Here is a 26,264-nt window from a genome sequence, read left to right as displayed (position 1 = left end):
AACAAGGGGGCGTAAAGCCCCCTTGTTTATTTCAGGTCGTTTTTGTACTGATCTTCGATATATATCAGTGCGATGATAGAGACTAAACAGCCAAAAATCATATAGATTGATGGGGAGATATAGCTCTCCGTCAAAACAATGAGCTCTGTTGCAAAGAACTGGGCAAAGCCACCGAAGATTGCAACGCCAACGCTATAGACAATAGAGAAAGCCAGCGCACGAATCTTACGTGGGAACAGTTCCGAGATCATCAAAACAGAAGGAGCTGCTGCAATCGTTGCAATGGATGCCATTACGATAACAACAAAAAACAGCACGACTGGAGTAGGCCAATTTACCAACAGCCAGAATGATGGCACAGCGAAAACAAGCATCAGCCAGCGAGAGATGATAATCAATGGCTTACGGCCATAGATATCACTCAAATAACCAGCAACCGGCGACAACACCAGATTGATAAATCCGGTCATCAAAATAGCTGCGCTCGTGTATGTGCTGGAAATATTCAGGAATTTCGCACCTAATGTACTGTAGAAATACAGCGACAGATAAATGCTGATTGTACTGCCGATCGTCAGCAGAACCCCTAGAATAATTGGCTTAAAGTGTTGAATTAACAGGCTAAAGGAACTCTCTGTCTCAATCGCTTTCTGCTCGGCCTTCGGTTCTTCCGCAACAACCTCAATGCGCAGACGCAAAATCAGACCAATTGGGCCAAGAATAGCGCCGATTGCAAACGGAATACGCCAGCCCCATGAACTCATCTGCTCGGCATCCAGTGTTGCGAAGAGAATAGTTGCAAGGATACCACCAAACATGGTTGAGCCGCCTTGCGTTGCAAGCTGCCAGCTAGAGTAAAGACCACGGCGGTTCTTTGGAGCAGCTTCAACCAGCATTGATGTTGAAGCACCAACTTCACCACCGGCTGCAAAGCCCTGAAGCAGACGTGCCAACACAAGAATGACAGCGCCCCAAACTCCAGCTAGAGCGTAGCTCGGCGCACACGCAATCATGAGCGTACTTATGGTCATCAGTGACAATGTCAGGATCATGGCAGGCTTTCTGCCAATCTTATCTGCATAATAGCCGATAACAACACCACCAACCGGGCGCATGAAGAAGCCAACACCAAATGTCGCTAAAGCACTTAACAGATCTGTTGCACTGTCGCCTGATGGAAAGAAGACCTTACCAATGATTACGGCAAATGTTGCAAAGACCGTGAAATCAAAAAACTCAACGAAGTTACCGAATGCTGCAGCGAAAATAATCTGACGGCGGGAAACTTCTTTCTTCGGATTGGACGGGTCTGCGCTTTTTGAAAAAGCGGATGCCTGCCCCCCGGTTACATCCTGAGAGTTAATCATTTAAAATAGCTTTCTGTTTCTTATTTCAGATAATCTTCAACCAGTGCACCCCACATAGCAGCACTCGGCACAAGAATATCGTCGTTAAAATCATAACCTGGGTTGTGGACTGAAATTGCGTCTTCACCAGCACCTACAAAGAAGTAACAACCTTCAGGTTTTGCTTCGAGCATATAGGCAAAATCTTCACTGCCCATCAGGGGCTCAACACCATAATCGACCTTATCTGCACCAAACAGCTTACGGGCCACATCAGCAGCATATTCTGTTTCTTTTGGTGCATTCATTGTTACTGGAGTGCCCCCAACATGCTCAATTTTAGCCTCGGCATTAAAGCTCTCGGCCTGCAAGTGCACAATCTCACGGATACGCTGGTCGAGCAGCTTTCGGACATCCGGGCTCAGAGCACGTACCGAGAGCTCCATCACAGCAGAATTCGGAATGATATTGAATGCACTGCCTGCATTGATGGCACCAACCGAAATAACGGCAGCCTCTCCTGCTTTAACGTTACGGGAGACGATGCTCTGAAGTGCCATTGTAATAGAGGCAGCCGCAACGACAGGGTCAATCGCAAGATGTGGCATGGCACCATGCCCACCACGGCCAGTTACCGTTACGCGATAGTGATCCATGGAAGCCATAAAGGCACCCGGCTTAAAGCAGAAATGCCCCAACGGATAACCTGGCATGTTGTGCAGGCCGAAAAGCACATCACATGGGAACCTATCAAAAAGCCCCTCTTTAACCATGACCTCACCACCACCGGCACCTTCTTCGGCTGGTTGGAAGATCAGATTGACTGTGCCGTTGAATTTGCGTGTTTCAGCCAGATACTTGGCTGCGCCAAGCAAAACAGTTGTATGACCGTCATGGCCACAGGCATGCATAACACCCGGCTTCTTGCTTGACCAAGGCTTACCTGTTGCTTCGTCGATAGGAAGCGCATCCATATCCGCGCGGATACCAATGCTCTTCTGACTATCACCATTACGTAAAACACCAACAACGCCTGTTTTAGCTATGCCACGGTGAACCTCATATCCCCATTGCTCCAGCTTCTCGGCAACCAGCGCACTTGTCCCTTCTTCCTGGAAGCCAAGTTCAGGATTGGAGTGTATCTGGTGACGGATATCGCGTAATTCTTGTTCGAAAGAAGAGATTGTTTTCAGGGGCATATTCTTATTTTCCCACTAAGAAGCATTGCAGATACGAACGTCTGCATCACTTTTTGACGCTTAAAGATATAATTTTATGAAATAAACCTAGCGGAAGCGAAAAGCTCTGTCGAGAGATTGTATAATTGAACATTGAATATGTTTAAAGAAACCAAGGCATTACAGGAAAAAGAAAAGTAATCTAGCCTTGGATAATTCCTCGTCTGAACTCAATTCAGCATTGCTTCATCACTCATTTATATGAGACTAACGCTCTGATTTTTTAATATGAGCAGTCCTCAGCCTCTCTGGAGCATCGACTTGAAGTCGTTTTTCACCCGACATCAGCCACGTCAACCGTTGCATCACTCCGCACTGTCTGGAATTGGTGGGGTTCTGGCAATTGCCTTGATTGGTGCCATCACGTTTTATGGACAGACACCCCTCCTGATTGCACCATTTGGTGCCAGCTGTGTTCTTCTCTTCTCAGTACCAAACAGCCCATTATCGCAACCTGCCAATGTGATTGGTGGCCACTTCATTGCGACCCTTATCAGTCTGGTTTTACATCTGGCCCTGCAAAACACGTGGTGGGCCATTGCTTTGGCTGTTGGCTTGGCAATTGGCGTCATGGCAGCTTTACGCCTTACCCATCCACCAGCAGGCGCAGATCCGATTGTTGTTTTCGCATCAGATCCAAGTTTCAGTTTCCTTTTTTTTCCCGTACTCGCGGGAAGCTGTCTGCTTGTACTGATTGCAACGCTTTATCATCGTGCAGGTAAAGTCACCTACCCAATGAAAAAGGCGCAACCCGAACCGATTGCGCCTTCATCATAGAAGTTATCTGAAAACTCAGAAGCTCGCCATATCAATCACAAAGCGATATTTTACATCGCTTTTCAGCATACGCTCATATGCATGATCAATTTCCTGAGCGTTGATCATTTCAATATCAGCAGTGATATTATGCTTTGCGCAGAAATCGAGCATTTCCTGAGTTTCAGCAATACCACCAATCAATGATCCAGCAAGGCTACGACGCCCCATGATCAAGTCAAAGACATTGACTGGAAGGGGTTTTTCTGGTGCTCCGACCTGCACAACCGTACCATCGACTTTAACAAGCTGCAGGTAGTTGCCGATATCATGCTGAGCTGCCACTGTATCAATGATCAGATCAAGAGTACCGGCTGCTTTCTTCATGGCTTCAGGATCACGAGCCAGAATAACATGGTGAGCACCAAGACGTTCAGCATCAGCCTGCTTGCTCGCAGAGGTCGTAATCATCGTGACTTCAGCGCCCATTGCACGGGCAATTTTCACAGCCATGTGCCCGAGACCGCCAAGACCTGCAACACCAACCTTTTTACCAGGGCCTGCCTTCCAGTGACGGAGTGGGGAATATGTTGTGATACCTGCACACAGAAGCGGTGCGGCAGCTGCTAAATCCAGATTATCCGGAATGCGCAGAACAAAATTTTCATTCACAACAACGCGCTTTGAATAACCGCCAAATGTATGGCGATCCGGCCCTGTTTCAGGATCAGGACTGTTGTAGGTACCTGTCATGCCCTTTTCACAGAACTGTTCCAGCCCTTGCTTACAGCTTTCACATGTCTGGCAAGAATTGACCATACAGCCAACCCCAACCTTATCACCGGCTTTAAAACGGGTGACGGCAGAACCGACACGACGCACGGTACCGACAATCTCATGCCCAGGAACACATGGATAAAGCGTACCCGGCCAATCACCACGGGCAGTATGCAAATCCGAATGGCAGACACCACAATATTGAATATCAATATCAACGTCATTTGCCAGCGGATCACGACGTTCAAAACTGAATGGCGTAAAAGACTTATCAGGCCCCTGTGCCGCAAAACCTTCACATATGAACATTTCCTAGTCCTTCCAATGAAATAGGTTGAATTATTTATAACCAAAACAGAATAACGACCCATAATCAGTGTGGGCATTTACCTGCTGCAAAACCGTTTATGCCCTTAAAGCTGGAGTAGCTGTTTGTATGTGCTTCATGACAACCAGCCCCAATTTTTGACCTCAGTAGCTTCAAATAGTTGAGCAGAAGCAAAAGTGAAGCAGAAATACGCAAAAGCTCCTTCAATGAAGAATTTTATTCTATATCATTAAACAGTCACTTTCGCCCAGATATTACTTGTTACGATTCTCAAAAACGTCCTTCGCTACCGGCACTGTTGAGAAAGCATTCGGCCACCCTGCATAAAATGCAAGATGAGTTACAATTTCAGCAGCTTCTTGCTGCGTCAGACCATTATCCATTGCCCTGTTCAGATGGTAATTCACCTGCGCAAAGTGTCCGGATGTGATGAGAGCCGAGACAGTAACCATGCTGCGGTCCCGTGGGGAAAGTCCCGGGCGCAACCACAAGTCATGAAACAGAACTTCCGATGTGTATTTAACAAGTCCCGGAACAACAGGCCCAACCTGTTGTTCAACAGATGCGGCCCGTTTTGCCTCGGCCTCTTCATCAAGAGGAAGAAGATTGCCAGATGCAGCCGGGAGCTGTTCAGGAGTGACGCCACGCTTTTCAAAGACTTCTTTCGCAACAACAATCGCTGACATGGCATTTGACCAGCCAGAATAGAATGCCAAATGTGTAATGACTTCAGAAAGTTCCCCCGGAGTCACTCCATTATCAAGAGCCAGATTGAAATATTGGGGCATATCAACTGTCTGTCCACGGGCAATAAGCGAGGCAACTGTAACAAGACTGCGATCTCTCATGTTCATTTCGGATCGCTTCCAAACCTCTCCCTGCAATGTGTCCTGCATATGTTTTGCAAGTGCTGGAGAAACTTTACCAATATCATCTGTATTTAACATCGGATACGCTCCCCGACTGTTATGAGCACTATCTGTTGTTTGCGCGTGAACGGGAGAGAAAAAAGCAAAGGAAAAAAGCATTGCGGCAACAGTGAACGGCTTCATTAAATCCCCTTCCAATCCAACATCTAAATCTACCGCCAATACGGCATGCCGTTACGTTAAAGATTATGAGGGAATATGATTAGCCGGTTTTTTGTTATAGGACTTAGAAACACAGCTCATAAATAAAGCTGGATATTTTAATAATCAAAGCCAAAAATATTTTCAGGACTTCCGCAACTTCAAGGTCACCAATACACCAGATAATGCAACAACGATCATACCAAGCGTTGTAATTCCATCTGGAATATGACCAAACACAATCCAGCCCAAAATACCGGACCAGAGCAATTGTACGTAATTAATGGGTGCCAAGAGCGATGCCGGTGCCAGCCGGTATGCAGATGTCAGCAGGAAGTGCCCTATTCCACCAGCAATTCCGGTTCCGATAAACATAGCCAATATTGTTGGATCTGGCCTTGGGCCTCCCACTGTCCAGGGAATCGCTATGCCAAAACCGATTGCCCCAATAAGAGCGGCATAAAATGATAAGGCGGCAGTATTCTCGGTTGTTACCAAAAAGCGGGACAAAAACTGATAGATAACTGTTGTCATGCATGCACAGAGTGCAAGAAATACCCCTAGAGGATCAAGCCCACCACTTGGGCGCACAATAAGCAGAATACCGATAAAACCAACCAAAGCTGCTGCCCAACCCAACCAGCCTATTGTTTCATTCAATATTCGGCTTGCTAACAACACAACCATTATGGGGGCCAGAAAGATAATAGCGGTTGCCTCGGCAACCTGCATAATATGCATTGACCATGCCCCACACAAAGAGCCGGAAGCAATACACGCCCCACGCAGAAAAACGAGCCATTTCCGCTGTACTCGGACCATCTGCCGCCCTTGGGTCGGCGTGAGCATGACGACCAGAAGCAAAGTATTGATGATATAACGCACGGCCATGATGAAGGGCACTTCATACCGGGTCGCAAGATATTTTGTCGTGACATCCATTGAAGAGAATAAAAACAGTGCAATCATCAACAGCAGCACGCCCTTTGGGGCATGGCTTTCAATCTGTATACGTCCCTTCTCTCTCTCGTTTGAGGAGCCGGATGTTTCAAGATTATCTGTTTCAGGATCAGCAGACATTATTCACAACAGGGAAGCGGGAAGAAGATTCAGCAATAATCATCGATACGTGCTTTTAAGCATCATATATGAAGAGCACTTGGAAAGCTCTAGAAAATAAAATGAAATTAAGCTGATATTTTACACTAACCGACAGCTGCCGTTATCGCCGTCAGAGGCTTATCCCGGTAGCTTCAGCCTATTCAAGACGCGCTCACACTCTTTCAAGTCTTCCAGAACCGCTTTTAAGAGCTTGATCCTGCCAGCAGAAAGCTCTCGCACCGGAGCAACGGGCGCTGCCACTTCAAACAGATTGCCCTGACCAACAGAAGATGTAGATGCTAAGCCTGCTGAAAAGGCGGCAACAGGCTCACTGGAGTGAGGCTCCTGAGTTGCAAAAGCCTCAGGCAAGTTATCGGCACTTGGAGGTTGCGGCGCTGGAGAAGGTATAATTTCACCACGTCCCACGGCCTGAACAAAAGGAATGCCCTCTTCCTTTAAAATTCTCTGTAGACCTTTGATGGTATAGCCTTCACCATACAGAAAATGACGAATTCCCCGCAGCAGATCTATATCATCCGGGCGGTAGTAACGGCGGCCACCACCGCGCTTTAAAGGCTTGATTTGGGTAAAGCGCGTTTCCCAAAAACGCAAAACGTGCTGCGGCAGATCAATATCTTCCGCAACTTCACTTATCGTTTTAAATGCATCAGGGCTTTTATCCATGACATCAGTCTAATAGATTCTATGGCATCACCCTAGAGCCAAAATACCTGTCCCTGATTTATTCAGGTAAGTCTCAGTCTTTTCCATCTGGTTCAAGGCCATTGATACGCGCCTTGAGAACGTTGGAAGGTTTGAAGACCATAACACGGCGTGGCTCAATCGGAACCTCAACACCGGTCTTTGGATTACGACCGATGCGCAAGCCCTTGCTACGGACAACAAAAGAGCCAAAAGATGATAACTTCACATTTTCGCCAGAGGCCAGGCAATCACAAATTTCCGTCAGAACAGATTCAACCAGTGCGGACGATTCCGTACGGGAAAGTCCCACCTTGTGATAAACAGCTTCGCCAAGATCAGCTCGTGTTACAGTTTTCCCTGACATGACTTCTCCCCGTTTCGATCCCTAGAATACTACGTTATTAAACAAGCGTTATCAATATATTAGAACAAGAACATTCGTATAAGTTAAGCAAACGCTCTTATTTACCAACGGATCAGGGCACTACCCCATGTAAAACCGCCCCCCATGGCCTCAACCATAACGAGATCACCCGGTTTAATACGCCCGTCATTCACAGCGACACACAGCGCCAGTGGGATAGATGCAGCGGATGTATTCCCGTGCTTCTCTACCGTCATGACAACCTTTTCTGGGGCAATTCCAAGCTTATCCGCACTAGACGTGATAATCCGCTTATTAGCTTGATGCGGTACAAACCAATTTAACTGTTCAGCAGTTGTATCAGTTGCATTGAAGGCATCAACAATAACATCCGTCACCATGCTGACAGCATGCTTGAAGACTTCCCGTCCCTGCATGCGCAGATGACCAACCGTCTTGGTTGAACCCGGACCTCCATCAACAAACAGTTTGTCTCTATGACGACCATCTGTCCGAAGGTGTGATGTCAATATTCCGCGGTCTTTATTGGTGCCAGCAGCTTCCTGAGCTTCAAGAACAACAGCTCCCGCGCCATCACCAAACAGCACGCAGGTGGTGCGATCTGTCCAGTCAAGAATGCGTGAGAAGGTTTCTGCGCCAATGACAAGAGCCCGCTTGTGCGAGCCTGATGTCAGAAACTTGTCAGCCGTCGTCAGGGCAAAAACAAACCCGGAGCATACAGCCTGAACATCAAAAGCTGCCCCTTGGGTAATTCCAAGACCAGCCTGAATCACAGAAGCCGTCGAAGGAAATGTGAAATCAGGAGTTGATGTCGCACAGATGACAAGATCAATATCATCAGCTGTCAAACCAGCGGCCTTGAGAGCGGCTTCAGCCGCTTTAATACCCAGCGCAGAAGTTGGCTCATCCTCGGCTGCAATATGGCGCTGACGAATACCTGTTCGCTGAACGATCCATTCATCCGAAGTTTCGACGAGCCCTGCCAGTTCCTCATTTGTAAGGACTTTTTCAGGTAGATAAGAGCCACATCCACGAACGACTGAGCGGAGTTTTGTCACTTTAAATTCCTTTACGCTGGCACCGCAGCGGTTTCCTGCTCAAGCATTTCCCGAATGGTCCGCATGAGATCATAATGTGCCATGTCATAGGCGATATCAATTGCACTGGCAAAACCTAATGCGTCGGTACCACCATGACTTTTAATCACAATACCTTCAAGCCCAAGAAAAACCGCACCGTTTGACTTACGGGGATCCAGTTTCTCACGCAGGGCATCAAAGGCCTGCTTGGCAAGCAGATAGCCAAGCTTTGTCATCCATGTACGCCCCAAAGCTTCCTTGAGGAATGATGAAATCTGCTTGGCTGTCCCCTCAGCAGTCTTCAGGGCAATATTTCCCGTGAAGCCTTCGGTAACAACAACATCAACAGAGCCCTTGCCAAGATCATCACCTTCAACAAAGCCCCGGTAATCCAGATTGGGAAGATTAGCTTCGCGCAGAAGCCGACTGGCTTCCTTAACTGTTTCAAGGCCCTTGACCTCTTCAACACCCACATTAAGCAAACCAACAGACGGACGCTCGTAATTAAATACGATACGGGCCATAGCGGCACCCATAACAGCCATATCAACCAGATGAGAGGCATCAGCACCAATGGTTGCCCCCATATCGAGAACAATGCTCTCGCCTCTCTGCGTTGGCCATAGAGCGGCAAGCACAGGCCGTTCAATATGTCCAACTGTTTTGAGGCACATTCTGGACATTGCCATCAGGGCACCGGTATTTCCGGCTGAGACAGCAGCACCAGCCTCGCCATCTTTCACTGCCTGAATAGCCATCCACATGGAGGATTTACCACGACCTGCCCTAAGTGCCTGTCCAGGCTTGTCAGCCATGGAAATCGACACATCTGTATGGCGTATCTCGGTTGCAGCCTTCAACTTCGGATGCTTATCCAGCGCAGCAGTAATCTGCTGCTCATCGCCAAACATCAGAAAACGCATCTGGGGATGCCGTTCCAATGCAAGAGCAGCCCCCGGAATTACGGTTGCAATCCCATGGTCGCCACCCATTGCATCAACTGAAATGCACACGTTCTGTGCCATTTATTTGAAATTCTTTCTTACCTGAAAGGAAAATGGCAATCCGCCCTTCTCCTAAAACCTGTTTCTATCTGCTAGCGAAGTTTACGGTCACGATCAAGAACCGCTTTTCCCCTTCTTGATCATATCACCGAGAGATGTACCGGAACTCTCACTTAAGCCCAATGCTTTCTTAACACCTTCAAAAGAGGTTCCCGGCTTCCGTGGATAAGGATCAAGCGCAAGCGCAAAGAACTCTAGAGTTATTGCTCCCAAATCAATCTGACCGTTTTCAATCGGATCAGGCAGATCTTCAGCAACATCTTCCTCATGACGTGGGCGCAGTTTTCCCGGCTCTGCAAACAAAACGTCCAGATCTTCTTTGACGATACTCTCGAATGGCTCAAGAGATACAACGCAAATCTGTTCAATATCAGCCTGAACAGTCCCGACAATTCGGATACGCTCCGGGCGACCTGTCAGTTTGAAATTGGCAACCAGCGATTTAATTTTGGGCAGCCCAAAATCAGCTGCAATAGCCAGACGTTCTTCTTCATCTGCCTCAACCTTCATATCCACACCGCTTGGCTTCATCTGCAAAACGGGGAAAGGCCTGAACAAGAGGCTGTCGACTTCCTTACTCATAACACTGCTCCAGCAGAAACTTGTGGTTCGGGAAATTCAATTCCCTTCTCTAGCCATATATCAAGGCAAGAATCGGACACATATTTATCTATTGCAGCCACATACTGCGAGAAACCGGCAACGTCGATAGCAGAACCGAAACGTTCCTGTAATACCTGCGTCATCTCACTGTTTTTAAAGGCATTATCATAGGCTTCTGCGCGGCTCAGAAAAGCACCGGCCATTGCCTTCATTTTCTTCGGAACCTTATTATCGCTGGTTCCAAGCTCCCTGAGCACATCGTCAAGCTGCGTAAAGTAGTAATCGGTCAGGTCAGAGGCAACATCATCCGCAGGTGGAGCCCAGTTTTTCATATGCCGCAAGACAACAGCCATATGAAGCGCCAAACTCTCAAACCGGCCTTCAAGGGTATCCTCAACGCCAAAGCCAGCAAAAATAAACGGCCTCAAGGCTGCTCTGGCGATACCATGATAGAGCGATGAAATGACCTTACGGTTATCAGATTTTCTCTTGAAGAACGAAAACATGCGCAAATCTTTGTTTCAGACGAACTCTTAAAGACATTTTATAGCTACTAGCATAGGCCATTCATTATATACAGCCCTGCTCTTGAACACGTTTTTTTCTGCCACAATTTGTTTCTATGTATCAATTCGAGCTTTAAATAAGTTGTCATCCAACTGAAAAATGCTCAAAGGCATAGAAATTGCTTTCAAGGGAATTTATAATGCCGCATCTTAATTCGCCTGCCGGGGCTGGCGAATATGTTTTTAAATGTTAGCGCAGGGAATAAAAGATGATCCGTCGTAACCGTTCTGCTATCGCACGTCTTGCTGTTGCTGCCGTTATGGGCTTGGCTCTAGCTGGCTGCTCGAAGATTGGAGAAAGCTATCAGCGCGGATATATCCTCGATGAAGCAGCCCTCGCAAGCGTTAAAAAGGGTACGAGTGCCGAGCAGGTTCTTCATACGCTTGGTACACCATCAACTGTTTCCACTGTCGGTAACAAGACTTGGTACTACATCAGTGAAAACTCTCATCGCAAAGCCCAGTTTTTGCCTGAGAAGACTGATGACCGTCGTGTAACGGCAATTTACTTCAATTCAGCCATGCGCGTTGAGCGTACTGCACTCTATGGCCTGCAGGATGGTGTTGTATTCGACTTCATCAGCCGCAGCACACCAGCAGCTGGTGTTGAACAGAACTTTGTTGGCCAGCTCTTCCGTGGTCTGACACGCTTCGACCCGATCACAACAAACTAAGTGATCACATCCGGAAAAATTAAGCCCCCTTCTCAGGGGGCTTTTTTTATTCGGCAACGGGAATTTTATCAATCAGCGGCCATTTGACCGATAATCCGTTTCATCCACCCGGGTATACATCACCGTTAGCGGCTCACCTTTTCTGCCAAATGGCTTTTTGCCAAACATGGACATGACAGCTCCAACCAAAATCATCGCTGCAATGATAATTCCGGCGATAGCTAAAGCGCCTCCAATAAAAACCAGCGCAACAAAAGCAATAGCTCCTGCTATGCCGAGAGTCGCAGCGGCAAGAAAGGCTTTTTTCAAACGGTCCATACGGTTTAACCCCAAGCTATCTGTTCACCCGGCGCTTCGAGAACCCGGGCATGTTGAAAGATACATGGGAATTAAGGCAAAATAATACCAGAGCAGCAAGAAAATTAACTGCCCGATACATTAAAAAATGTTCAGGCAGTCAACTCATACAAGGCAAACTTAAAGCTGAGTATTCAATTTGCGCAATTTGAAGGCCAGAATAATAATGCCAATTCCGAAAATAACGGCATAAATACCAACCCACCATGTCAGCACAACAGCACTCACCATTGGAGAGACAAAGAGAATAATACCAAAAATTACGGAGACAAGAGCGCTCAGAATAAGCCAGCCCTTACCATCCCCCTGATACTGGAAAGCGGCAGCTAGCATGAAGATACCACTTACTATCGACCATGCAGCCAACATAAAAATAAAGGCAAGAGCAGTCGCAAATGGCCAGAAGAAGGCCACCATAGCAGCCAGAATATTGATGATGCCTTCAAATGTCAGCCAGCCCCAGCGTTGATCAGCCTGCGCTGCCCGCCACGCACTGATGAGGCCAAAGATACCGCCAACCAGCATATAGGCACCGGCAAGATAAACGACCGAGAGAATCGCAGCAGGTGCAATGAATAGCGCAATCAGGCCAAAAATGATGGCACACAGCCCACGCAGCGCAACAGCCCACCAGTTACTGGCCAACAGAGAAGATATACCTCTCATGCGGATGGAACGGTCCAGTTTCGAAAACTCCGGCATAGGATCAGACATATTTTCCGTCATTGGTGTTCCCTTTCATAGAAATTTTTCATTACCAGCCTCGGACGATATGTCCTTTTGCTCAGTGCTGAACAACACAATGGGCGCTGCACGCAGAGGTGAAAGCGCCACAATCGGAAAATAGAGCTCAATTATTTGTTTCCTAGGATAGTCTGTCAGGCTTTCACTTCAGACCTCACAAACCTGCTTGCGAAATCTGAAAGCAATTTTTTGTGAGATGGTTGTCGCCCGCTCAACTTTGCCTTATCACCTGCCTATCATCGGGAACGTGCTGTTCAATATGGCCTGCATGTCTACCCTTGTAGAGGAATGGTTACGGACAAGAATCATGGATGCTGCATCGGCCAGACAAGAGACACCAGCAGAAGCTGATGAGGCTTCGGTGAGCACAGTATCGGTTGCAAATTCAATATCTTCCAGTTTTACCAAGCCCATCCTGTCCAATTTACCGGGGCTCAGAACAGGTAGTCTGTTGCAATCAACTGCCTCACTGATTTGGCTGTTACAGGCTGGTCTTATTGCCTACGCTATTCATCGGCTGGCATCAGATGGTCATTTTAATGAAGTCGTCTTACCTGCTCTTTCCGTTCTGGCATTAGGCATCCTTCGTGCCTTCATTGATATGATTGGCTCTCGCATCATCTTCAAAACTGCCCGACATGCCATTTCACGTCTTCGGGCTGCGACTGCCGAAGTCTTGGCGCACCGGTCTCCTCTCGACACCCAAAAACCACCTTCGGGTACAGCAGCAAGTATTATTGCAGAGCAGACAGAGGCTATTCTGCCGTTTCTGCAACGCTTCTCGCCCGTAAAATACAAGCTTGTCATTATTCCCTCTGCCATATTGCTTTGTGTCAGCTGGCATTCATGGCTCGCGGCGCTGATCTTGATCTTCTGTGCCCCATTGATCCCTGTCTTCATGGCTCTGATTGGTTTCAGAGCGAAAAAGGCCAGTGAAGAGCAGATGATAGAAGTCGGTTCCATGAATGCGTTTCTGTTAGACCGGCTCCGGGGGCTCAATTCAATCCGCTCCCTTGATGCCGTTGATGCAACAGCCATACGGTTTCGAACGGCTGCAGAAACACTCAAACAGAAAACCATGATTGTTCTGCGCATCGCTTTTCTGTCTTCCGCAACGCTGGAATTTTTCTCGGCACTTGGGGTTGCCATGGTTGCCGTATACGTCGGCTTCCAGCTGCTTGGTGATATTACGTATGGCGCATGGGGGACCAAGCTGACTTTGGGACAAGGCCTCTTTATTCTTTTACTTGCACCAGCCTTTTTTGAACCGCTTCAAGAGCTGTCGGCAGCATGGCATGACCGCGCCAGCGGCAAGGCCGGGATTGCAGCTCTTGATAGATTGGCAATGCATAATCTGAAAATTCTGCATAGTGATAAGCAAAGCAAAAACAATAAATTATCATCACCTCCTGAAGTTTTGATTCAAAACATTCATTTCCAGCATCAACGAACAAATATCCCGGTTTTTGAGAATTATTCCCTGACAGTCCGCCCGGGTGAGAAACTGGCGCTTCTTGGGCCAAGTGGTTCGGGAAAGTCGACATTGCTTGCGATTTTAGCCGGACTTGTTTCTGTTGATTCAGGTAAGGTTTCTGTCAATGGTACAGAGCTCTCTGATGAGACGGCAAATGCCTTCAGACAAAGTATGGCGTGGGTTGGCCAGAAGCCTCACCTTTTCTCTGGAACATTGAAATCTAACATTCGTCTTGGTCGTAAAGAAATCAGCAATACTGATATTGATCTGGCAATCGAACAGGCCGCCCTAAGTTTTGTGGTTGCTAATCATAATGGCGCAATTGGTGAAGGCGGTGCCGGTTTGTCAGGTGGAGAAGCCCTCCGGCTGGCATTAGCCCGTGCAATGGCAGATGGTGATACCCATCTTGTCCTTGCGGATGAACCTACAGCACATCTGGATACTGCAACAGCTGAGGAAGTTACAAAAAACCTTCTGAAACTGGCAGAAAACAGAACACTTATTGTGGCAACACATGATGAGCAGCTGGCCTCAAAAATGGATCGTGTCATCAGGCTGGAGGCAAAACCATGAAACGCCACCACTCTAAAAAACAATGGCAGAACCTTCTCATCATCCTCAGGCTCTTCTTTGCAAGGCATCGTAATATGCTCAGCATCGGAATGCTGCTTGCCGCCCTGACAGCTCTCTCAGGCCTTGCATTGCTTGGTATTTCCGGCTGGTTTATTTCAGCAACGGCCATTGCGGGACTGACTGTTGCAACAGCCGTATCGTTCAACTCATTCGTGCCCTCAAGTGTGATCCGCCTGCTTGCAATCGTCAAAACTGCAGCACGTTACGGTGAGCGCCTGACAACGCATGATGCAACACTCAGTACTCTGGCTGATTTACGCGAAAAACTATTCAGAGGGTGGGCTGAACCGGGGGCTGCCCGGATACTTCTGAAGCGCCCTGCAACCCTACTGTTCCGACTGACTGTCGATACTGACGCTCTGGATTCTGTTTATCTGCGCATACTCGTACCAATCGGAGCCGCTTTGGCTGCGACACTTCTTTGCGCCCTTGTCATAGCTTTGTTTGTATCGCCTCTTTTAGCTCTGGCATTAGCACTTTGGTTTTTATTAATTGGCTTTGGGGCCCCCACTCTCGCCTCCTCCTCAGCAAGCAGAACGGCCCGTCGCCGCAGTTATGGAATGGAAGCCTTGCGGGCAAGAACGATTGATCTCGTATCAGGGCAAACGGAACTGGCCATTGCGGACAAACTGAAAATGCAGTGCTCAGCTATTGTAAAGGCTGACGCTTATCTGGCTGCGGCAGATGATCGTTTTAATCGGATTGAAACAGCCACGACTGCTGTCTTCACAATTGCAACGGCCATTGCCTTAAGCGCAACCTTATTGACAGTGGCCGCCCTGGTAGACGCACAGGCTATCTCGGTCCCGGTTGCAACTCTTGCTGTTTTAATGACCTTATCTGCAATGGAGCCCTTTTCAGGGTTACGCCGTGGAGCCCTTGAGCTTGGCCGCACCATGCTGGCTGCCAGCCGCATTGCCCCACGTCTCTCCTCTTCAGCCGTCAGTCAGCCAGTTAACGCGCCTGATGGCGAAACAGCCCTATGCCTACAGAATGTAACAGCAGGCTATGAAATTGCAGCCGAACCTGTTTTTAAAGGGCTCTCCCTCAGGATAAATCGTGGTGAACGTGTTGCGCTTGTCGGTAGCAGCGGCTCTGGAAAATCTACGCTGATTAATCTGATTACTGGTGAAATTTCACCCTCATCCGGTACCGTTGAAGCCATTGCACGCACACGTCTGCCCCAAAAGACAGAACTCTTTCGCGATACCATACGCGAGAACCTGAAACTTGCGAATCCGAAAGCCTCTGATGATTTGCTCTGGGATGCCCTTGAGGCAGCAGGCTTGGCAAAAGACATCAGAAAATTACCCCACCAGCTTGATACAATGCTCGGTGAAGGCGGACTTGGTCTGTCTGGTGGACAGGGAAGACGGCTCGTAATTGCCAGAATGATGCTCAGGAATACCCCATTCTGGATTTTTGATGAACCAACAGAAAGCCTTGATCACAAAACAGCTCAAGATGTTCTGAATCAAATCAAAACCCTAGTATCTGATAAAACACTGCTGATTGCGACCCATATTCAACGTGAAGCAGCACTGGCAGACCGAATTATTGTAATGAAAGACGGTCAGATTATTTCTGATCTCACAAAAGATAATGCTGACTTCAAAAAGATGTTTTCTAGCCTGAAAATAAGCTGATCAAGAAGATGTGATCATTTTATTCTCCTCCTAAGGAAAATATTCTGTACTCTTTCCGTAAATATCTGTCTATAATCACCAAAATATGCTGGGGGGCAATATCTGGAGACCGACATGGAATTCGATATCGTTGCTCTCTCTCGATGGCAATTTGCTATAACGGCACTCTACCACTTCTTATTCGTTCCCCTCACTCTTGGTCTATCTGTTCTGGTTGCTATTATGGAGACGGTCTATGTTATGACCGGCCGCACCATCTGGCGACAGATGACAAAGTTTTGGGGAACCCTCTTCGGCATCAACTTTGTTTTGGGTGTCTCAACCGGCATCGTCATGGAATTCCAGTTCGGCATGAACTGGAGCTATTACAGCCATTACGTCGGTGACATCTTTGGTGCTCCACTGGCTATTGAAGGACTGATGGCCTTCTTTCTTGAGGCGACCTTTGTCGGGCTATTCTTCTTCGGCTGGGACCGAATGTCCAAAGTCGCCCATCTGATAACAGCATGGGCCGTGGCAATTGGCTCGAACTTCTCAGCACTCTGGATATTGATTGCCAATGGCTGGATGCAGAATCCGGTTGGTTCAGCCTTCAACCCGCTCACCATGCGCATGGAAGTTTCGGACTTCGGAGCGGTGCTCACCAATCCGGTTGCACAGGCAAAGTTTGTTCATACCGTATCTGCGGGTTATGTAACCGCCTCATTCTTCGTTCTGGGTGTATCTGCATGGTACCTTCTTAAAGGCCGGCATGCAGAGCTTGCCAAACGCTCTATGACAGTTGCGGCAGCCTTTGGTTTGGCCGCCTCACTATCCGTTGTCGTTCTGGGTGATGAAAGCGGCTATCTCGCCAATGAAAGCCAGAAGATGAAACTAGCAGCAATGGAAGGTATGTGGGAGACAGAACCCGCACCCGCTTCTTTCAACCTGATCGGTTTCCCAAGTCTGGAAGATCGTGAAACCCATTATGCTGTCAAAATTCCGATGGCGATGGGGCTGATTGCGACACGCTCCCTGACGGAAGAGATACCAGGCATCAAAGAGCTGGTTGAAAACGCCAAGGGAAATATTCAGAGCGGAATAAAAGCCTTTGATGCGTTGCAGAAAATCCGTGAAGCCAAAAGCAGCACTATTGATCCATTCCTCAAAGAAGCTTTTGAGGAAAATGGTCAGAAGCTCGGCTATGCCCTTCTGCTCAAGCGTTATGTTGATGATCCACGTCAGGCAACACCAGAGCAGATTGATAAGGCGGCTTGGGATACGGTTCCACCCGTTCTGCCATTGTTCTGGTCCTTCCGGGTCATGGTCGGTCTTGGCTTCTATTTTATCCTTATGATGGGTGTCTTCTTCTGGCTATCCGCAAGGCGGCAGCTTGATAAGCATCAATGGTTACTCAAGCTTGCGGTTATCTCCATTCCCCTTCCCTGGCTGGCAGCGGAACTGGGCTGGATCGTTGCTGAACTTGGACGGCAGCCGTGGATTATTGAAGGTGTTCTACCAACAGCCGCCGCTGTCTCGACTCTTGGCGCATCAACCGTGCTCCTGACCCTTATTGGCTTTATCATCATCTACACAATTCTCTTTATTGTTGAGATGGGCCTTATGCTCAGGGCTATTCGCCATGGGCCTCAGCTAGACAAGCAATCTTCTGTGCCACTTCTGGCCGCAACCATGCCAACGGAGTGATGCTATGATTTTACATGAACTGATTTCCTATGACATCCTGCGCCTGATCTGGTGGGCTTTACTCGGCGTTATCCTGATTGGCTTTGCCTTAACCGATGGCTTCGACCTTGGGGTCGGTACCATGATGCCATTTGTTGCCCGCAATGATATGGAACGCCGTATTGTCATCAATACCGTCGGGCCAGTCTGGGAAGGTAACCAGGTCTGGTTGATCCTTGCCGGTGGTGCCATTTTTGCGGCCTGGCCACCGCTTTACGCAGTATCCTTCTCCGGCTTCTATCTGGCGATGTTTGCCATCCTGTTCGCGCTTATCCTGCGACCTGTTGGCTTTAAATATCGTAGTAAACTTGAAGATACCCGCTGGCGTTCAGCCTGGGATTGGGCCCTGTTTATCGGTGGCTTTGTTCCCGCCCTGATCTTTGGTGTTGCCATTGGCAATGTGCTGCAGGGTGTCCCCTTCCGCTTTGATCCAGACCTCAGGGTTTACTATGAAGGCACATTCTTTGGCCTCCTGAATCCTTATGCCATCCTTTGCGGTCTGGTATCCGTTACAATGTTGGTGACACACGGTGCGACATGGCTGGCTCTCAAAACGGATGGCAATATTGCCCAACGCGCCAGAAACTACGGTGCTGTTGCCGCTTTGCTGACAATCGTTCTTTTTGCCTTGGCTGGCTGGTTACTGGAACCTATGGGCTACCGTATTACCAGTACTGTTGAACCTCTTGGACCGTCCAACCCACTGCTGAAAACAGCCATGGCTGAGCATGGCGCATGGCTTTCAAGCTATGATATCCGTCCATGGATATGGATTGGCCCTGCCCTTGGTTTTATTGGAGCTCTTGGCGCTGCCATTTTGCTTAAAACCAGAGGAGAAGTTTCGGCACTTCTTTGCAGCAGTCTGTCGATCTTCGGCATTATATCAACAGTTGGCCTGTCAATGTTCCCGTTTATTCTGCCTTCTTCGATTGATCCACACTCGAGCCTGACAGTCTGGGATACATCCTCAAGCCATATGACGCTGTTCATCATGCTTGTTGTGACCGTCATCTTCCTGCCCATTATCCTCGCCTACACCAGCTACGTTTATCATGTGCTGTGGGGCAAAGTGGACCAGAAGATGATTGATCCTGGTGATCATAGCTACTAAGCGGAAAGGAAAACGAAATGTGGTATTTCGCATGGATTCTCGGCCTACCGCTCGCAGCTGCTTTCGCTGTGCTCAATGCCATGTGGTATGAGCTGATGGATGACGAGGTAAAGAAACGGGCAGTCCCAAAGAAGGACGAACCTGTTTGAGATGAATATCAAACCGCCGCAACTTCAGCGGCGGTTTTTGTATGCCTGCTTAAATCCTGCACAAAATATCAGGAATGACTACGTTCGACGGTAATGTCTCTGCCCGTTAAACCTCTTAGCGACCAAAACAAAATCGCATGAGATCCAGGCAGTCACAAGATGGATGATAATCAGACTTTACCACTGGAAACGGCACGCTTTTTATCCTCCATTCTCGTAAGATAAAGTAGAAATGTCTGATTAATCAGTTGAGCAATCTCAACTTTATTTCCCAACTACTCCAAACATGCCAATTGATCACCGGCACCCTTTTGGATAGATAGGACATTCAGATGATATAACAGGCAGGCCTAATCAAGTATGGCGAACGAACAGCTTCCCGCAACACAGTCAAACCAAGACAGCACGACAGGCACCTATTTTGTCTATGCTGTTATCTTTGCTCTTCTGTTCCCTCTGATCGCCAGCATTCTGGTTTTTGGAGCAATCAGCCTGTTCTATATTGTGTTCAAGACAGGCAATCAGGAAACTGCAGGGCAATACCTTGAGGCCACAATCGCCTATTGGAGAGAGTGGCCCCTCGCTTTGCTTAAAGTTGCCTATAGCAATACCTCCATACCAGCGGGGCTCATTGGCCTGTGCGCGGTCAGACTTCTGAAGTATGACTTTAAAAGCGCCCGTTACACAGCTCTTGTCGCCATCGTAGCGTGGATCATTGCCATGATATGGTTCCTATTTCAGTTTGCCAGCATCAACGAGGAATCTGTCGCAATCGCACTTATTCTTGGTTTCATATCAGCCATTGCATCACTCGTCAGCCTGAAGCTTACCCCGATCATTGGCCGGAGGTGGTTATGACAGAAGTTCCTGCAAGCCCCCCGCCTCAACCACGGAAGCCTTCACGCCTTCAATGGCTGATTGAGCATTGTATTTCCTACGCAATCATCATCCCGGCCATTGCCAACTTTCTTCTGTTTGTGTTGGCACTCATTGTCTCCAGTTTTTATATGAGCCCAGCCGAGGCTCTGCTGCAGGCCTTCAATCTGAGTGTACGTGTACTATTTAGTAGCTATATTTTAGGCCTACTCCCTGCCATTATCACCGGGCTTATATCCTACCCGCTCTGGAAACAGTTTCGTGAAGAATGGCAGTTTTATCTATTATTGGCCCTGTTGAGTTGCTCACTCTATACAGTAGCCTGTTACATGATGGTATCGACCGTTCCCGCGTATGTATTACTATCGGGTTTCATCGGGGCAATCGCGGCTTTTATCGCAACCCTCATGACACGAAGGCTCAGAAAGGCTTATCTTTAGGCCTTGAGAATTGAAAGGACTGCTCCAGATCATGACCATGAATAAGCAGCTCAATCAAACAGATACCACCTTCATCATCTCTCTGCGCACACGTGACGGCACAGAGGCGCTTGAAGTCATAGCAGCCATTACAAACTACAATGTGGCTTTAGCCGCTTACGAGCAGGCTTTACTTGTTTATCCAAGGCAACGGATTGCCCTGAAACAGGGAAATAATGTCTTGCGTGAGCATCTTGTCCCTGGAATGGGAGATCTCGGCACAGATTTTGCCTGATCTCTGATTATCCAAGGTACGACCTCACAAGTTTGACGAGGAATTCTGCTGCCACAACCATATCATTCTCTTCAAAGTCGAAGTGATCATTGTGATGGCCTGCTGTTCGGGTTGATCCAACCTGTACATAAATTCCTTTGCCACCATTAGCCTGCACGGCAGACATCATATGTGAATAATCTTCACTGGCTCCGAAATCTTTTATTCCAACTACCTCAGTAAAAGCAGGCATTGAAGTGGCAACCTTCATGGCCTGCTCAACCATATCCGGCGTTGGCTCACCACTCTTGGTGCCGCCCATCACTTTGATATTGTAAGAGCAATCCCACATCAGCGCAGCGGCTTCAATAATCCGGCGGCATTCACCTGTCATGTAATCATCGAGCTCACTGGTCAAGCCACGGGTCTCCATAGCGAGATGAGCATGGGCCGGAATAATATTTCTGCCCTGCCCGCCCTCAAGCCTTCCGACAGTAATGCGGGTTATGCCATCACCATGGCGGGCAATAGCATGCATGTTTGTGGTGGCGGCACAGGCTGCAAGAAGTGCATTCTTCCCCTCATGAGGCGCCGCACCGGCATGGGCTGATTTACCTGTAAAATCGACATCCCATTTTGTCGTCGCAAGGAAGCCACGTGTCCCACAGATAATCATACCGGTTTTATCGGCCTGAAAACTGATATGGGTGCCGACGATAATATCAACGTTTTTGACACAGCCGGCATCAACCATCGGCCCAGCCCCACGCACACCCTCTTCAGCTGGTTGAAAGATCAGACGCACAGAACCCTTCAGTTCATCTTTCATATCAGCCAGAAGCTCGGCAACGGCCAGCCCGATGGAAACATGTCCATCATGTCCGCAGGCGTGCATGGCCCCATGATTAACAGATGCAAAACCCTCCTTATTCGGGCGGTGCTCTGGATCCTCTGTCTCTATGACGTCATTAGAATCCATATCAAAGCGCAGAGCAAACTTTGGCCCCTTGCCTCCCTTGAATTCCATATCAGCCCATAGACCTGTGAGACCGCCTTCCATATCACGGACTAACTCGGGATCAGCACCTTGCCGGATTGCGCGCTCCTGCTCTTGTTTCAGGGCTGCGTCGGACGGGGCACCCATCATGCTGTCTTTGACAACTGCATCTTTGCCACGCGTGAGTTTGTAGCCGAGTTCTGACAGACGTTTACTGATAATTGCCGAGGTTCGGAATTCCGTCCAGCCAGGCTCAGGATGCTTATGCAGATCACGTCTTTGCACAATCATTGCGGGAAGAAGCCTTGCAACCTTTTCTGCGATAACGTCCGTCATGACAACCTCACACTTATTCAGGCATGTTACTGCAACATCAAAATTGCAACAAACAGGCAGATAATCATTCCCGGGGCCTGTCGCTTGGCAATTTCCAGCGGATTAACACCAGCAATCCCGGCACAGACAATTGCAGCACCAGCAAGAGGTGACATTGTCCGCCCTAACGTACCTGCAAGTGTTGCAAGGCTTGCAAGATGTGGAACTGTCATTCCAAATTTTTCGGCATGGGGCGAAACAGCGGCATTAAAAGCCAGAGCCGCTGCATCCCCCGAACCGGTAATGACAGCCAGAAGAAATGGCCCGAAAGCAGCCGCCCAGCGTGCAGCACTCCCGGCATTCTTAAGAATTTCAATGAAGGCATCCACAAGCCCGACAGCATTCATCCCGGCAACAAAGACACCGGCTGCTATGATAATCCCCAAAATGGAAGCATACGCATTTCCCATTCCGTCAAAGAACTCTTTGACACATTGAGATGGATTGGAACGTGTCACAGCCACCCCAAGAATAGCACCGATAAACATAGCAATGGGCACAGGGAGTTTATTCAGCCATGGCATATTACTAAGAGTACTCTTCGCCCATTCAGGCGCATCGGGGGCACCCAGATATGCGCTGGAAATCAGCAGAAACACGGGTACCAATGGCACCATTGCATAGATAATATTTGGCCGCTCTAGCTTTAAAACCGTATGGTCTGCATCTGGTACATAACCCTTGTTCTCTTTCAGGAAAACGGCAACACTACCAAGAACAACTGCACCAACCAGAATGCATACGATATCAGCCCAATAATGAACAGCAATGACATGGATAACATCTGTGCTCATCAGTTTCTCAGCAATATAGGCATTATGAGACAACCCGGGCGACAACATGCTGCCAAATGTTCCCCCCATCACGGAAGCGGCCGCCATTGCTGGTCTTACGCCAAGCGAGATCATCAAGGGGATGAGAATAGCACCAACAGCAGCAGCACACCCCGCCGCGCTGGGCAACGAGACATTGATGAAAGCTGTGACAATCATTGCAGCGGGCACAAGAATGAACCGAACACTCGACAATAACCCAACCAGCAGATTGATCAGATGCGCATCACACTTGGTCACCTTCATGACACAGGCAAACCCCATGACAGCAAGGATGGTTTGCACGAGTGTGACGAGCACCATATTTTTGGAAAACTCTGTTAACGCGAGAAATGGATCCCCGGCAACGGTACACATCACCAGACCAGCAACAATAAGCACTAGCCGCGTTTCGAATTGTTTGATTAAGGCATAAATGACACCGATAATAACGGCAACACCAACCCATACAAGAATTGTACCGGGCATGAGAGCCTCCATAAAAAAGACTCAGCCAAATATTCAAATGACTTTTTCTTCAAATAAAAACTTAAATAAATAAGACCCGCCAAAGGCGGGTCTTTATAATAGTCTCAGAGATTATTGCTGCTTCAGGGCCTTGGCAATTGCACCTGCAATAAGCGTCAGCACAGCACCACCAGCGCCACCTCCAACAACCGAGCTAACCAGAGAGCCCAGATCAATACCTGAATTGGCTGCAACAGAACCAACATCAACACCACTAGAGGCAAGGCTACCCAGAATTGACGGCAGCATCTGGCCAAGGCCAGCACCACCAAGCGCACCTGCAATTGTATTGCCAAGCGGGCCAAGGTTAAACTGCTTCAGAATATTACCAAGCGCATTACCACCGGCTGCACCTGAAAGAAGCTGAATAACAAGATTAATAAGTGTTGCACTCATATGACGTTCCTCTCTCCCCGATATGTCACTGAAAATGCGGGGTTAAGAGTAAGATAGGTCACGCTTTAGGCAGGAACAGTCATAGGACCATGTATTATTCTTTTTTATGGCTTACTCCACCTCAAACGTCCTCCTCAATGCTTAAAATTCAGCAATAAGATGTCGTTTTATTTTCTTGCGCTAAATCAAGAACTCAAAAAATAAAATATAAAAAATTTTACTATTCCTTATATTTCAAACCACTTTGCGGAGACAGAAATGACAAATTGTCTCATGTCACTGAAATACAACTAAAATTTGTAAAATGTTTTTCTAATTATATCTAAGATTGTTTTACCTCCCCCCATTTGCCAGAAGAAAATTCTCTAAGTCTAGGAGGGGGTAGAATGTTTAAACACGGTCTATTACTTAGCTTAAGTTCCGCAACTGCTCTTGCAGGTTTTTCAGCTTATGCGGCTGATCTGCCAGCGGTTAAATCAGCACCTGGTGAATATGTACGGGTTTGCTCTAACCATGGTCAGGGCTTTTTTTATATCCCGGGGTCGGACACCTGTGTCCAGATCAGTGGACGTGTGAACGCTGAAACTGTTGTTCAGCAGTCCTACAAAAGAAACTCTGACTCCATGGGCTTTGGCGCCCTGACACGTTTTAACCTAGATGTCCGCACCAATACACCTTACGGAATGGCCCGCGCTTATCTGCGTTATCAGCTCATTCACGGTGATGCTGCATGGCTGAACTCTGGCACCCACACAATGGGCACTGGCACTGGTAAGGGTGCCAGTCTGGAATACGCCTATATCCAGTTTGCGGGTCTGACAGCGGGGCGGATTCAATCTTTCTTTGACTTCTACGCGAACAACTACAATTACACACCAATCCGAAGCTCTGATGCTAAAACACAAGCCCTTGGCTATACGTTTAACTTTGGAAACGGCTGGTCTTTGACCGCTGCGATCGAAGATGGTGAAGAGCGCCGCATGTATAAGAAATTTACAGGTGTCGCTTACGACGGTGATTATAAATACACCTACACCAATGTCGGGTACGATTCAGCAGGCCAAAGTGCACCTGATTTTGTTGGGTCTCTCATGGTCAACCAGAGCTGGGGTGGAGCTCAGTTGGCAGCCGCATTACATCAGGTTCGTCCATCATATTCCCGTTATGCTGGACGGGTTGATGACCCCGTCACCAATACGCGTGACACGAAATACGGCTATGCGGTTAAAGGTGCAGTCAAGCTGAACCTGCCCTTCATTGCAGCAGGTGACGAGTTATGGGCTGAAGTTGCCTATACAGAAGGTGCCCTCAGCTATATCGGTGCCAGCAACTATGCATTCCATGAGAATGTGAACATCCCGATAGCTGATGCCGTGATGGGCGCTAATGGCAGCATCAAAAAGACCAAAGGCTGGTCTGCCATGATTGATCTGCTCCACTACTGGACACCATCCATCCGTCAGAATGTTTATGCCTCATATATGAAAATCGACTACGACCGCAACGGCTCAAGCGTCTTTAATGATGCTGTCCTTGGAAATTACAACGTCGGCTTCGTTGATACGGCAGAATGGCGCGTTGGTTCCAACCTGATCTGGTCGCCCATTAAAGACTTCGATATTGGTATTGAAGTTGTCTATACCCGCACAGACCCCAAAGGCCGCGTGCTCTCGTATAACAATGGCTACGCCAAGACCATCTCATCCGAAGACCAATGGCAAGGCCCTTCCGCGTAAAGCGTGACTTCTGATCAGAGTTACAAGAATAAAAGCCCTGGGAACATCCGGGGCTTTTTCATATTTAGCGCTCAATAAAATATATTTGATAGCAAACTGAGTCCTGCTAGAATCTTCGATTCTTTTATGCACTTCATCGACCTGTTGTGCTTGGCCCGCAAACTCAGTCCTGCTAGAACTTCCGGGGCATGTTCTTATAATTCTTGGCGGTTGTGCTTGGCCCGCAAACTGAGTCCTGCTAGAACAAAGATCTACATGGAGATAGTGACTGCCATGTTGTGCTTGGCCCGCAAACTGAGTCCTGCTAGAACATGCTATCA

27 protein-coding genes and 1 CRISPR repeat array (1 of these 28 running past the window's edge) are annotated in these 26,264 nt (G+C 48.1%); of the genes, 11 read left to right on the top strand and 16 right to left on the bottom strand.

What is annotated here, in order from left to right; all coding sequences use genetic code 11:
* Nucleotides 1-26: 26 nt before the first annotated feature.
* Entirely contained in the window at nt 27-1,367 is a 1,341-nt protein-coding gene (locus WJT86_RS06275; protein ID WP_346336671.1) for an MFS transporter, read from the bottom strand.
* A 20-nt stretch (nt 1,368-1,387) separates the two neighbouring features.
* Complete coding sequence (locus tag WJT86_RS06270; RefSeq protein WP_346336670.1) at nt 1,388-2,545, bottom strand: M20 aminoacylase family protein; 1,158 nt, start codon at nt 2,543-2,545, stop codon at nt 1,388-1,390.
* A gap of 300 nt (nt 2,546-2,845) precedes the next feature.
* Between WJT86_RS06270 and WJT86_RS06265 the strand changes: the two genes are divergently transcribed.
* Nucleotides 2,846-3,361 (top strand): HPP family protein, encoded by a 516-nt coding sequence (locus WJT86_RS06265; protein WP_346336669.1) that lies wholly within the window; start codon nt 2,846-2,848, stop codon nt 3,359-3,361.
* 15 nt (nt 3,362-3,376) lie between these two features.
* On the opposite strand, the gene WJT86_RS06260 is transcribed toward WJT86_RS06265, so the two are convergent.
* The 9 genes from WJT86_RS06260 to WJT86_RS06220 all read right to left on the bottom strand — a co-directional run bounded on the left by WJT86_RS06260 (nt 3,377) and on the right by WJT86_RS06220 (nt 10,958).
* A complete protein-coding gene (locus WJT86_RS06260; protein WP_346336668.1) occupies nt 3,377-4,426 on the bottom strand; it encodes an NAD(P)-dependent alcohol dehydrogenase in 1,050 nt (349 codons plus the stop codon).
* Nucleotides 4,427-4,699: 273 nt separating this feature from the next.
* Nucleotides 4,700-5,497, bottom strand: coding sequence for a carboxymuconolactone decarboxylase family protein (locus WJT86_RS06255; protein ID WP_407066914.1), 798 nt, complete (start codon nt 5,495-5,497; stop codon nt 4,700-4,702).
* A gap of 162 nt (nt 5,498-5,659) precedes the next feature.
* Nucleotides 5,660-6,595, bottom strand: coding sequence for a DMT family transporter (locus WJT86_RS06250; RefSeq protein ID WP_346336666.1), 936 nt, complete (start codon nt 6,593-6,595; stop codon nt 5,660-5,662).
* A gap of 159 nt (nt 6,596-6,754) precedes the next feature.
* Nucleotides 6,755-7,300 carry a MerR family transcriptional regulator gene (locus tag WJT86_RS06245; RefSeq protein WP_346336665.1) on the bottom strand — a complete coding sequence of 182 codons (546 nt, stop codon included), beginning with the start codon at nt 7,298-7,300 and terminating at the stop codon, nt 6,755-6,757.
* Between the two features lie 73 nt (nt 7,301-7,373).
* Nucleotides 7,374-7,685, bottom strand: coding sequence for an integration host factor subunit alpha (locus WJT86_RS06240; RefSeq protein ID WP_346336664.1), 312 nt, complete (start codon nt 7,683-7,685; stop codon nt 7,374-7,376).
* A 101-nt stretch (nt 7,686-7,786) separates the two neighbouring features.
* Nucleotides 7,787-8,764 carry a beta-ketoacyl-ACP synthase III gene (locus WJT86_RS06235; RefSeq protein WP_346336663.1) on the bottom strand — a complete coding sequence of 326 codons (978 nt, stop codon included), beginning with the start codon at nt 8,762-8,764 and terminating at the stop codon, nt 7,787-7,789.
* Between the two features lie 11 nt (nt 8,765-8,775).
* A complete protein-coding gene (gene plsX / locus WJT86_RS06230) occupies nt 8,776-9,810 on the bottom strand; it encodes a phosphate acyltransferase PlsX (RefSeq protein WP_346336662.1) in 1,035 nt (344 codons plus the stop codon).
* Between the two features lie 93 nt (nt 9,811-9,903).
* Nucleotides 9,904-10,431, bottom strand: coding sequence for a YceD family protein (locus WJT86_RS06225; RefSeq protein ID WP_346336661.1), 528 nt, complete (start codon nt 10,429-10,431; stop codon nt 9,904-9,906).
* Nucleotides 10,428-10,958, bottom strand: a complete 531-nt coding sequence (locus WJT86_RS06220) for a ubiquinol-cytochrome C chaperone family protein (protein ID WP_346336660.1) — start codon at nt 10,956-10,958, stop codon at nt 10,428-10,430. Before WJT86_RS06220 ends, WJT86_RS06225 begins: the two co-directional genes overlap by 4 nt.
* A gap of 269 nt (nt 10,959-11,227) precedes the next feature.
* On the opposite strand from WJT86_RS06220, the gene WJT86_RS06215 reads away from it, so the two are divergent.
* Nucleotides 11,228-11,692: an outer membrane protein assembly factor BamE gene (locus WJT86_RS06215; protein WP_346336659.1), complete on the top strand. Its 465-nt coding sequence runs from the start codon at nt 11,228-11,230 to the stop codon at nt 11,690-11,692.
* A gap of 72 nt (nt 11,693-11,764) precedes the next feature.
* Here the strand turns inward: WJT86_RS06215 and WJT86_RS06210 are convergent, their stop codons facing one another.
* Together WJT86_RS06210 and WJT86_RS06205 are read right to left on the bottom strand one after the other, a co-directional pair.
* On the bottom strand, nt 11,765-12,010 hold the full coding sequence (locus WJT86_RS06210; RefSeq protein WP_346336658.1) for a hypothetical protein: 246 nt from the start codon (nt 12,008-12,010) through the stop codon (nt 11,765-11,767).
* 159 nt (nt 12,011-12,169) lie between these two features.
* Nucleotides 12,170-12,775 carry an HdeD family acid-resistance protein gene (locus tag WJT86_RS06205; protein ID WP_346336657.1) on the bottom strand — a complete coding sequence of 202 codons (606 nt, stop codon included), beginning with the start codon at nt 12,773-12,775 and terminating at the stop codon, nt 12,170-12,172.
* 325 nt (nt 12,776-13,100) lie between these two features.
* On the opposite strand from WJT86_RS06205, the gene cydD reads away from it, so the two are divergent.
* From cydD to WJT86_RS06165, 8 genes are all read left to right on the top strand, one after another.
* Nucleotides 13,101-14,840: a thiol reductant ABC exporter subunit CydD gene (gene cydD, locus WJT86_RS06200; RefSeq protein WP_346336656.1), complete on the top strand. Its 1,740-nt coding sequence runs from the start codon at nt 13,101-13,103 to the stop codon at nt 14,838-14,840.
* Entirely contained in the window at nt 14,837-16,546 is a 1,710-nt protein-coding gene (gene cydC, locus WJT86_RS06195; RefSeq protein ID WP_346336655.1) for a thiol reductant ABC exporter subunit CydC, read from the top strand. The genes cydD and cydC overlap by 4 nt, the downstream gene beginning before the upstream one ends.
* A gap of 114 nt (nt 16,547-16,660) precedes the next feature.
* On the top strand, nt 16,661-18,232 hold the full coding sequence (locus WJT86_RS06190; RefSeq protein ID WP_346336654.1) for a cytochrome ubiquinol oxidase subunit I: 1,572 nt from the start codon (nt 16,661-16,663) through the stop codon (nt 18,230-18,232).
* Between the two features lie 4 nt (nt 18,233-18,236).
* Nucleotides 18,237-19,382 (top strand): cytochrome d ubiquinol oxidase subunit II, encoded by a 1,146-nt coding sequence (cydB, locus tag WJT86_RS06185; RefSeq protein ID WP_346336653.1) that lies wholly within the window; start codon nt 18,237-18,239, stop codon nt 19,380-19,382.
* 17 nt (nt 19,383-19,399) lie between these two features.
* The gene (cydX, locus tag WJT86_RS06180) at nt 19,400-19,531 is read left to right on the top strand and encodes a cytochrome bd-I oxidase subunit CydX (RefSeq protein ID WP_346336652.1); all 132 of its coding nucleotides are present in this window, start codon (nt 19,400-19,402) and stop codon (nt 19,529-19,531) included.
* Between the two features lie 360 nt (nt 19,532-19,891).
* Nucleotides 19,892-20,389 (top strand): hypothetical protein, encoded by a 498-nt coding sequence (locus WJT86_RS06175; RefSeq protein ID WP_346336651.1) that lies wholly within the window; start codon nt 19,892-19,894, stop codon nt 20,387-20,389.
* Entirely contained in the window at nt 20,386-20,847 is a 462-nt protein-coding gene (locus WJT86_RS06170) for a hypothetical protein (protein ID WP_346336650.1), read from the top strand. The genes WJT86_RS06175 and WJT86_RS06170 overlap by 4 nt, the downstream gene beginning before the upstream one ends.
* A 31-nt stretch (nt 20,848-20,878) precedes the next feature.
* Nucleotides 20,879-21,121 carry a hypothetical protein gene (locus WJT86_RS06165; RefSeq protein ID WP_346336649.1) on the top strand — a complete coding sequence of 81 codons (243 nt, stop codon included), beginning with the start codon at nt 20,879-20,881 and terminating at the stop codon, nt 21,119-21,121.
* 7 nt (nt 21,122-21,128) lie between these two features.
* Here WJT86_RS06165 and WJT86_RS06160 read toward each other — a convergent pair whose 3' ends face one another.
* The 3 genes from WJT86_RS06160 to WJT86_RS06150 all read right to left on the bottom strand — a co-directional run bounded on the left by WJT86_RS06160 (nt 21,129) and on the right by WJT86_RS06150 (nt 24,208).
* The gene (locus tag WJT86_RS06160; RefSeq protein ID WP_346336648.1) at nt 21,129-22,433 is read right to left on the bottom strand and encodes an amidohydrolase; all 1,305 of its coding nucleotides are present in this window, start codon (nt 22,431-22,433) and stop codon (nt 21,129-21,131) included.
* Nucleotides 22,434-22,459: 26 nt separating this feature from the next.
* Complete coding sequence (gene dcuC / locus WJT86_RS06155) at nt 22,460-23,773, bottom strand: C4-dicarboxylate transporter DcuC (protein WP_346336647.1); 1,314 nt, start codon at nt 23,771-23,773, stop codon at nt 22,460-22,462.
* A gap of 111 nt (nt 23,774-23,884) precedes the next feature.
* Nucleotides 23,885-24,208 carry a hypothetical protein gene (locus WJT86_RS06150; protein ID WP_346336646.1) on the bottom strand — a complete coding sequence of 108 codons (324 nt, stop codon included), beginning with the start codon at nt 24,206-24,208 and terminating at the stop codon, nt 23,885-23,887.
* Nucleotides 24,209-24,594: 386 nt separating this feature from the next.
* On the opposite strand from WJT86_RS06150, the gene WJT86_RS06145 reads away from it, so the two are divergent.
* The gene (locus WJT86_RS06145) at nt 24,595-25,944 is read left to right on the top strand and encodes a porin (RefSeq protein ID WP_346336645.1); all 1,350 of its coding nucleotides are present in this window, start codon (nt 24,595-24,597) and stop codon (nt 25,942-25,944) included.
* A 143-nt stretch (nt 25,945-26,087) separates the two neighbouring features.
* Nucleotides 26,088-26,264: a CRISPR direct-repeat array (repeat unit 36 nt; unit sequence GTTGTGCTTGGCCCGCAAACTGAGTCCTGCTAGAAC) (it continues 255 nt past the right edge of the window).

It is taken from the genome of Hohaiivirga grylli (assembly GCF_039655745.1).
In the GTDB taxonomy this organism is placed as follows: Bacteria; Pseudomonadota; Alphaproteobacteria; order Rhizobiales; family Beijerinckiaceae; genus Hohaiivirga; species Hohaiivirga grylli.
Note: the sequence above shows the minus strand (reverse complement) of the source record. Positions and strands in the feature narration are given on the sequence as shown.

Coding starts and splice junctions, on each gene's coding strand:
- WJT86_RS06170 (WP_346336650.1), top strand. CDS start 20,386: ATGACAGAAGTTCCTGCAAGCCCCCCGCCTCAACCACGGAAGCCTTCA.
- WJT86_RS06215 (WP_346336659.1), top strand. CDS start 11,228: ATGATCCGTCGTAACCGTTCTGCTATCGCACGTCTTGCTGTTGCTGCC.
- WJT86_RS06245 (WP_346336665.1), bottom strand. CDS start 7,300: ATGGATAAAAGCCCTGATGCATTTAAAACGATAAGTGAAGTTGCGGAA.
- WJT86_RS06190 (WP_346336654.1), top strand. CDS start 16,661: ATGGAATTCGATATCGTTGCTCTCTCTCGATGGCAATTTGCTATAACG.
- WJT86_RS06275 (WP_346336671.1), bottom strand. CDS start 1,367: ATGATTAACTCTCAGGATGTAACCGGGGGGCAGGCATCCGCTTTTTCA.
- cydD (WP_346336656.1), top strand. CDS start 13,101: ATGGATGCTGCATCGGCCAGACAAGAGACACCAGCAGAAGCTGATGAG.
- WJT86_RS06225 (WP_346336661.1), bottom strand. CDS start 10,431: ATGAGTAAGGAAGTCGACAGCCTCTTGTTCAGGCCTTTCCCCGTTTTG.
- WJT86_RS06160 (WP_346336648.1), bottom strand. CDS start 22,433: ATGACGGACGTTATCGCAGAAAAGGTTGCAAGGCTTCTTCCCGCAATG.
- cydC (WP_346336655.1), top strand. CDS start 14,837: ATGAAACGCCACCACTCTAAAAAACAATGGCAGAACCTTCTCATCATC.
- WJT86_RS06260 (WP_346336668.1), bottom strand. CDS start 4,426: ATGTTCATATGTGAAGGTTTTGCGGCACAGGGGCCTGATAAGTCTTTT.
- cydB (WP_346336653.1), top strand. CDS start 18,237: ATGATTTTACATGAACTGATTTCCTATGACATCCTGCGCCTGATCTGG.
- WJT86_RS06240 (WP_346336664.1), bottom strand. CDS start 7,685: ATGTCAGGGAAAACTGTAACACGAGCTGATCTTGGCGAAGCTGTTTAT.
- WJT86_RS06250 (WP_346336666.1), bottom strand. CDS start 6,595: ATGTCTGCTGATCCTGAAACAGATAATCTTGAAACATCCGGCTCCTCA.
- dcuC (WP_346336647.1), bottom strand. CDS start 23,773: ATGCCCGGTACAATTCTTGTATGGGTTGGTGTTGCCGTTATTATCGGT.
- WJT86_RS06205 (WP_346336657.1), bottom strand. CDS start 12,775: ATGACGGAAAATATGTCTGATCCTATGCCGGAGTTTTCGAAACTGGAC.
- WJT86_RS06255 (WP_407066914.1), bottom strand. CDS start 5,497: ATGAAGCCGTTCACTGTTGCCGCAATGCTTTTTTCCTTTGCTTTTTTC.
- WJT86_RS06145 (WP_346336645.1), top strand. CDS start 24,595: ATGTTTAAACACGGTCTATTACTTAGCTTAAGTTCCGCAACTGCTCTT.
- cydX (WP_346336652.1), top strand. CDS start 19,400: ATGTGGTATTTCGCATGGATTCTCGGCCTACCGCTCGCAGCTGCTTTC.
- WJT86_RS06270 (WP_346336670.1), bottom strand. CDS start 2,545: ATGCCCCTGAAAACAATCTCTTCTTTCGAACAAGAATTACGCGATATC.
- WJT86_RS06165 (WP_346336649.1), top strand. CDS start 20,879: ATGACCATGAATAAGCAGCTCAATCAAACAGATACCACCTTCATCATC.
- WJT86_RS06210 (WP_346336658.1), bottom strand. CDS start 12,010: ATGGACCGTTTGAAAAAAGCCTTTCTTGCCGCTGCGACTCTCGGCATA.
- WJT86_RS06220 (WP_346336660.1), bottom strand. CDS start 10,958: ATGTTTTCGTTCTTCAAGAGAAAATCTGATAACCGTAAGGTCATTTCA.
- plsX (WP_346336662.1), bottom strand. CDS start 9,810: ATGGCACAGAACGTGTGCATTTCAGTTGATGCAATGGGTGGCGACCAT.
- WJT86_RS06150 (WP_346336646.1), bottom strand. CDS start 24,208: ATGAGTGCAACACTTATTAATCTTGTTATTCAGCTTCTTTCAGGTGCA.
- WJT86_RS06175 (WP_346336651.1), top strand. CDS start 19,892: ATGGCGAACGAACAGCTTCCCGCAACACAGTCAAACCAAGACAGCACG.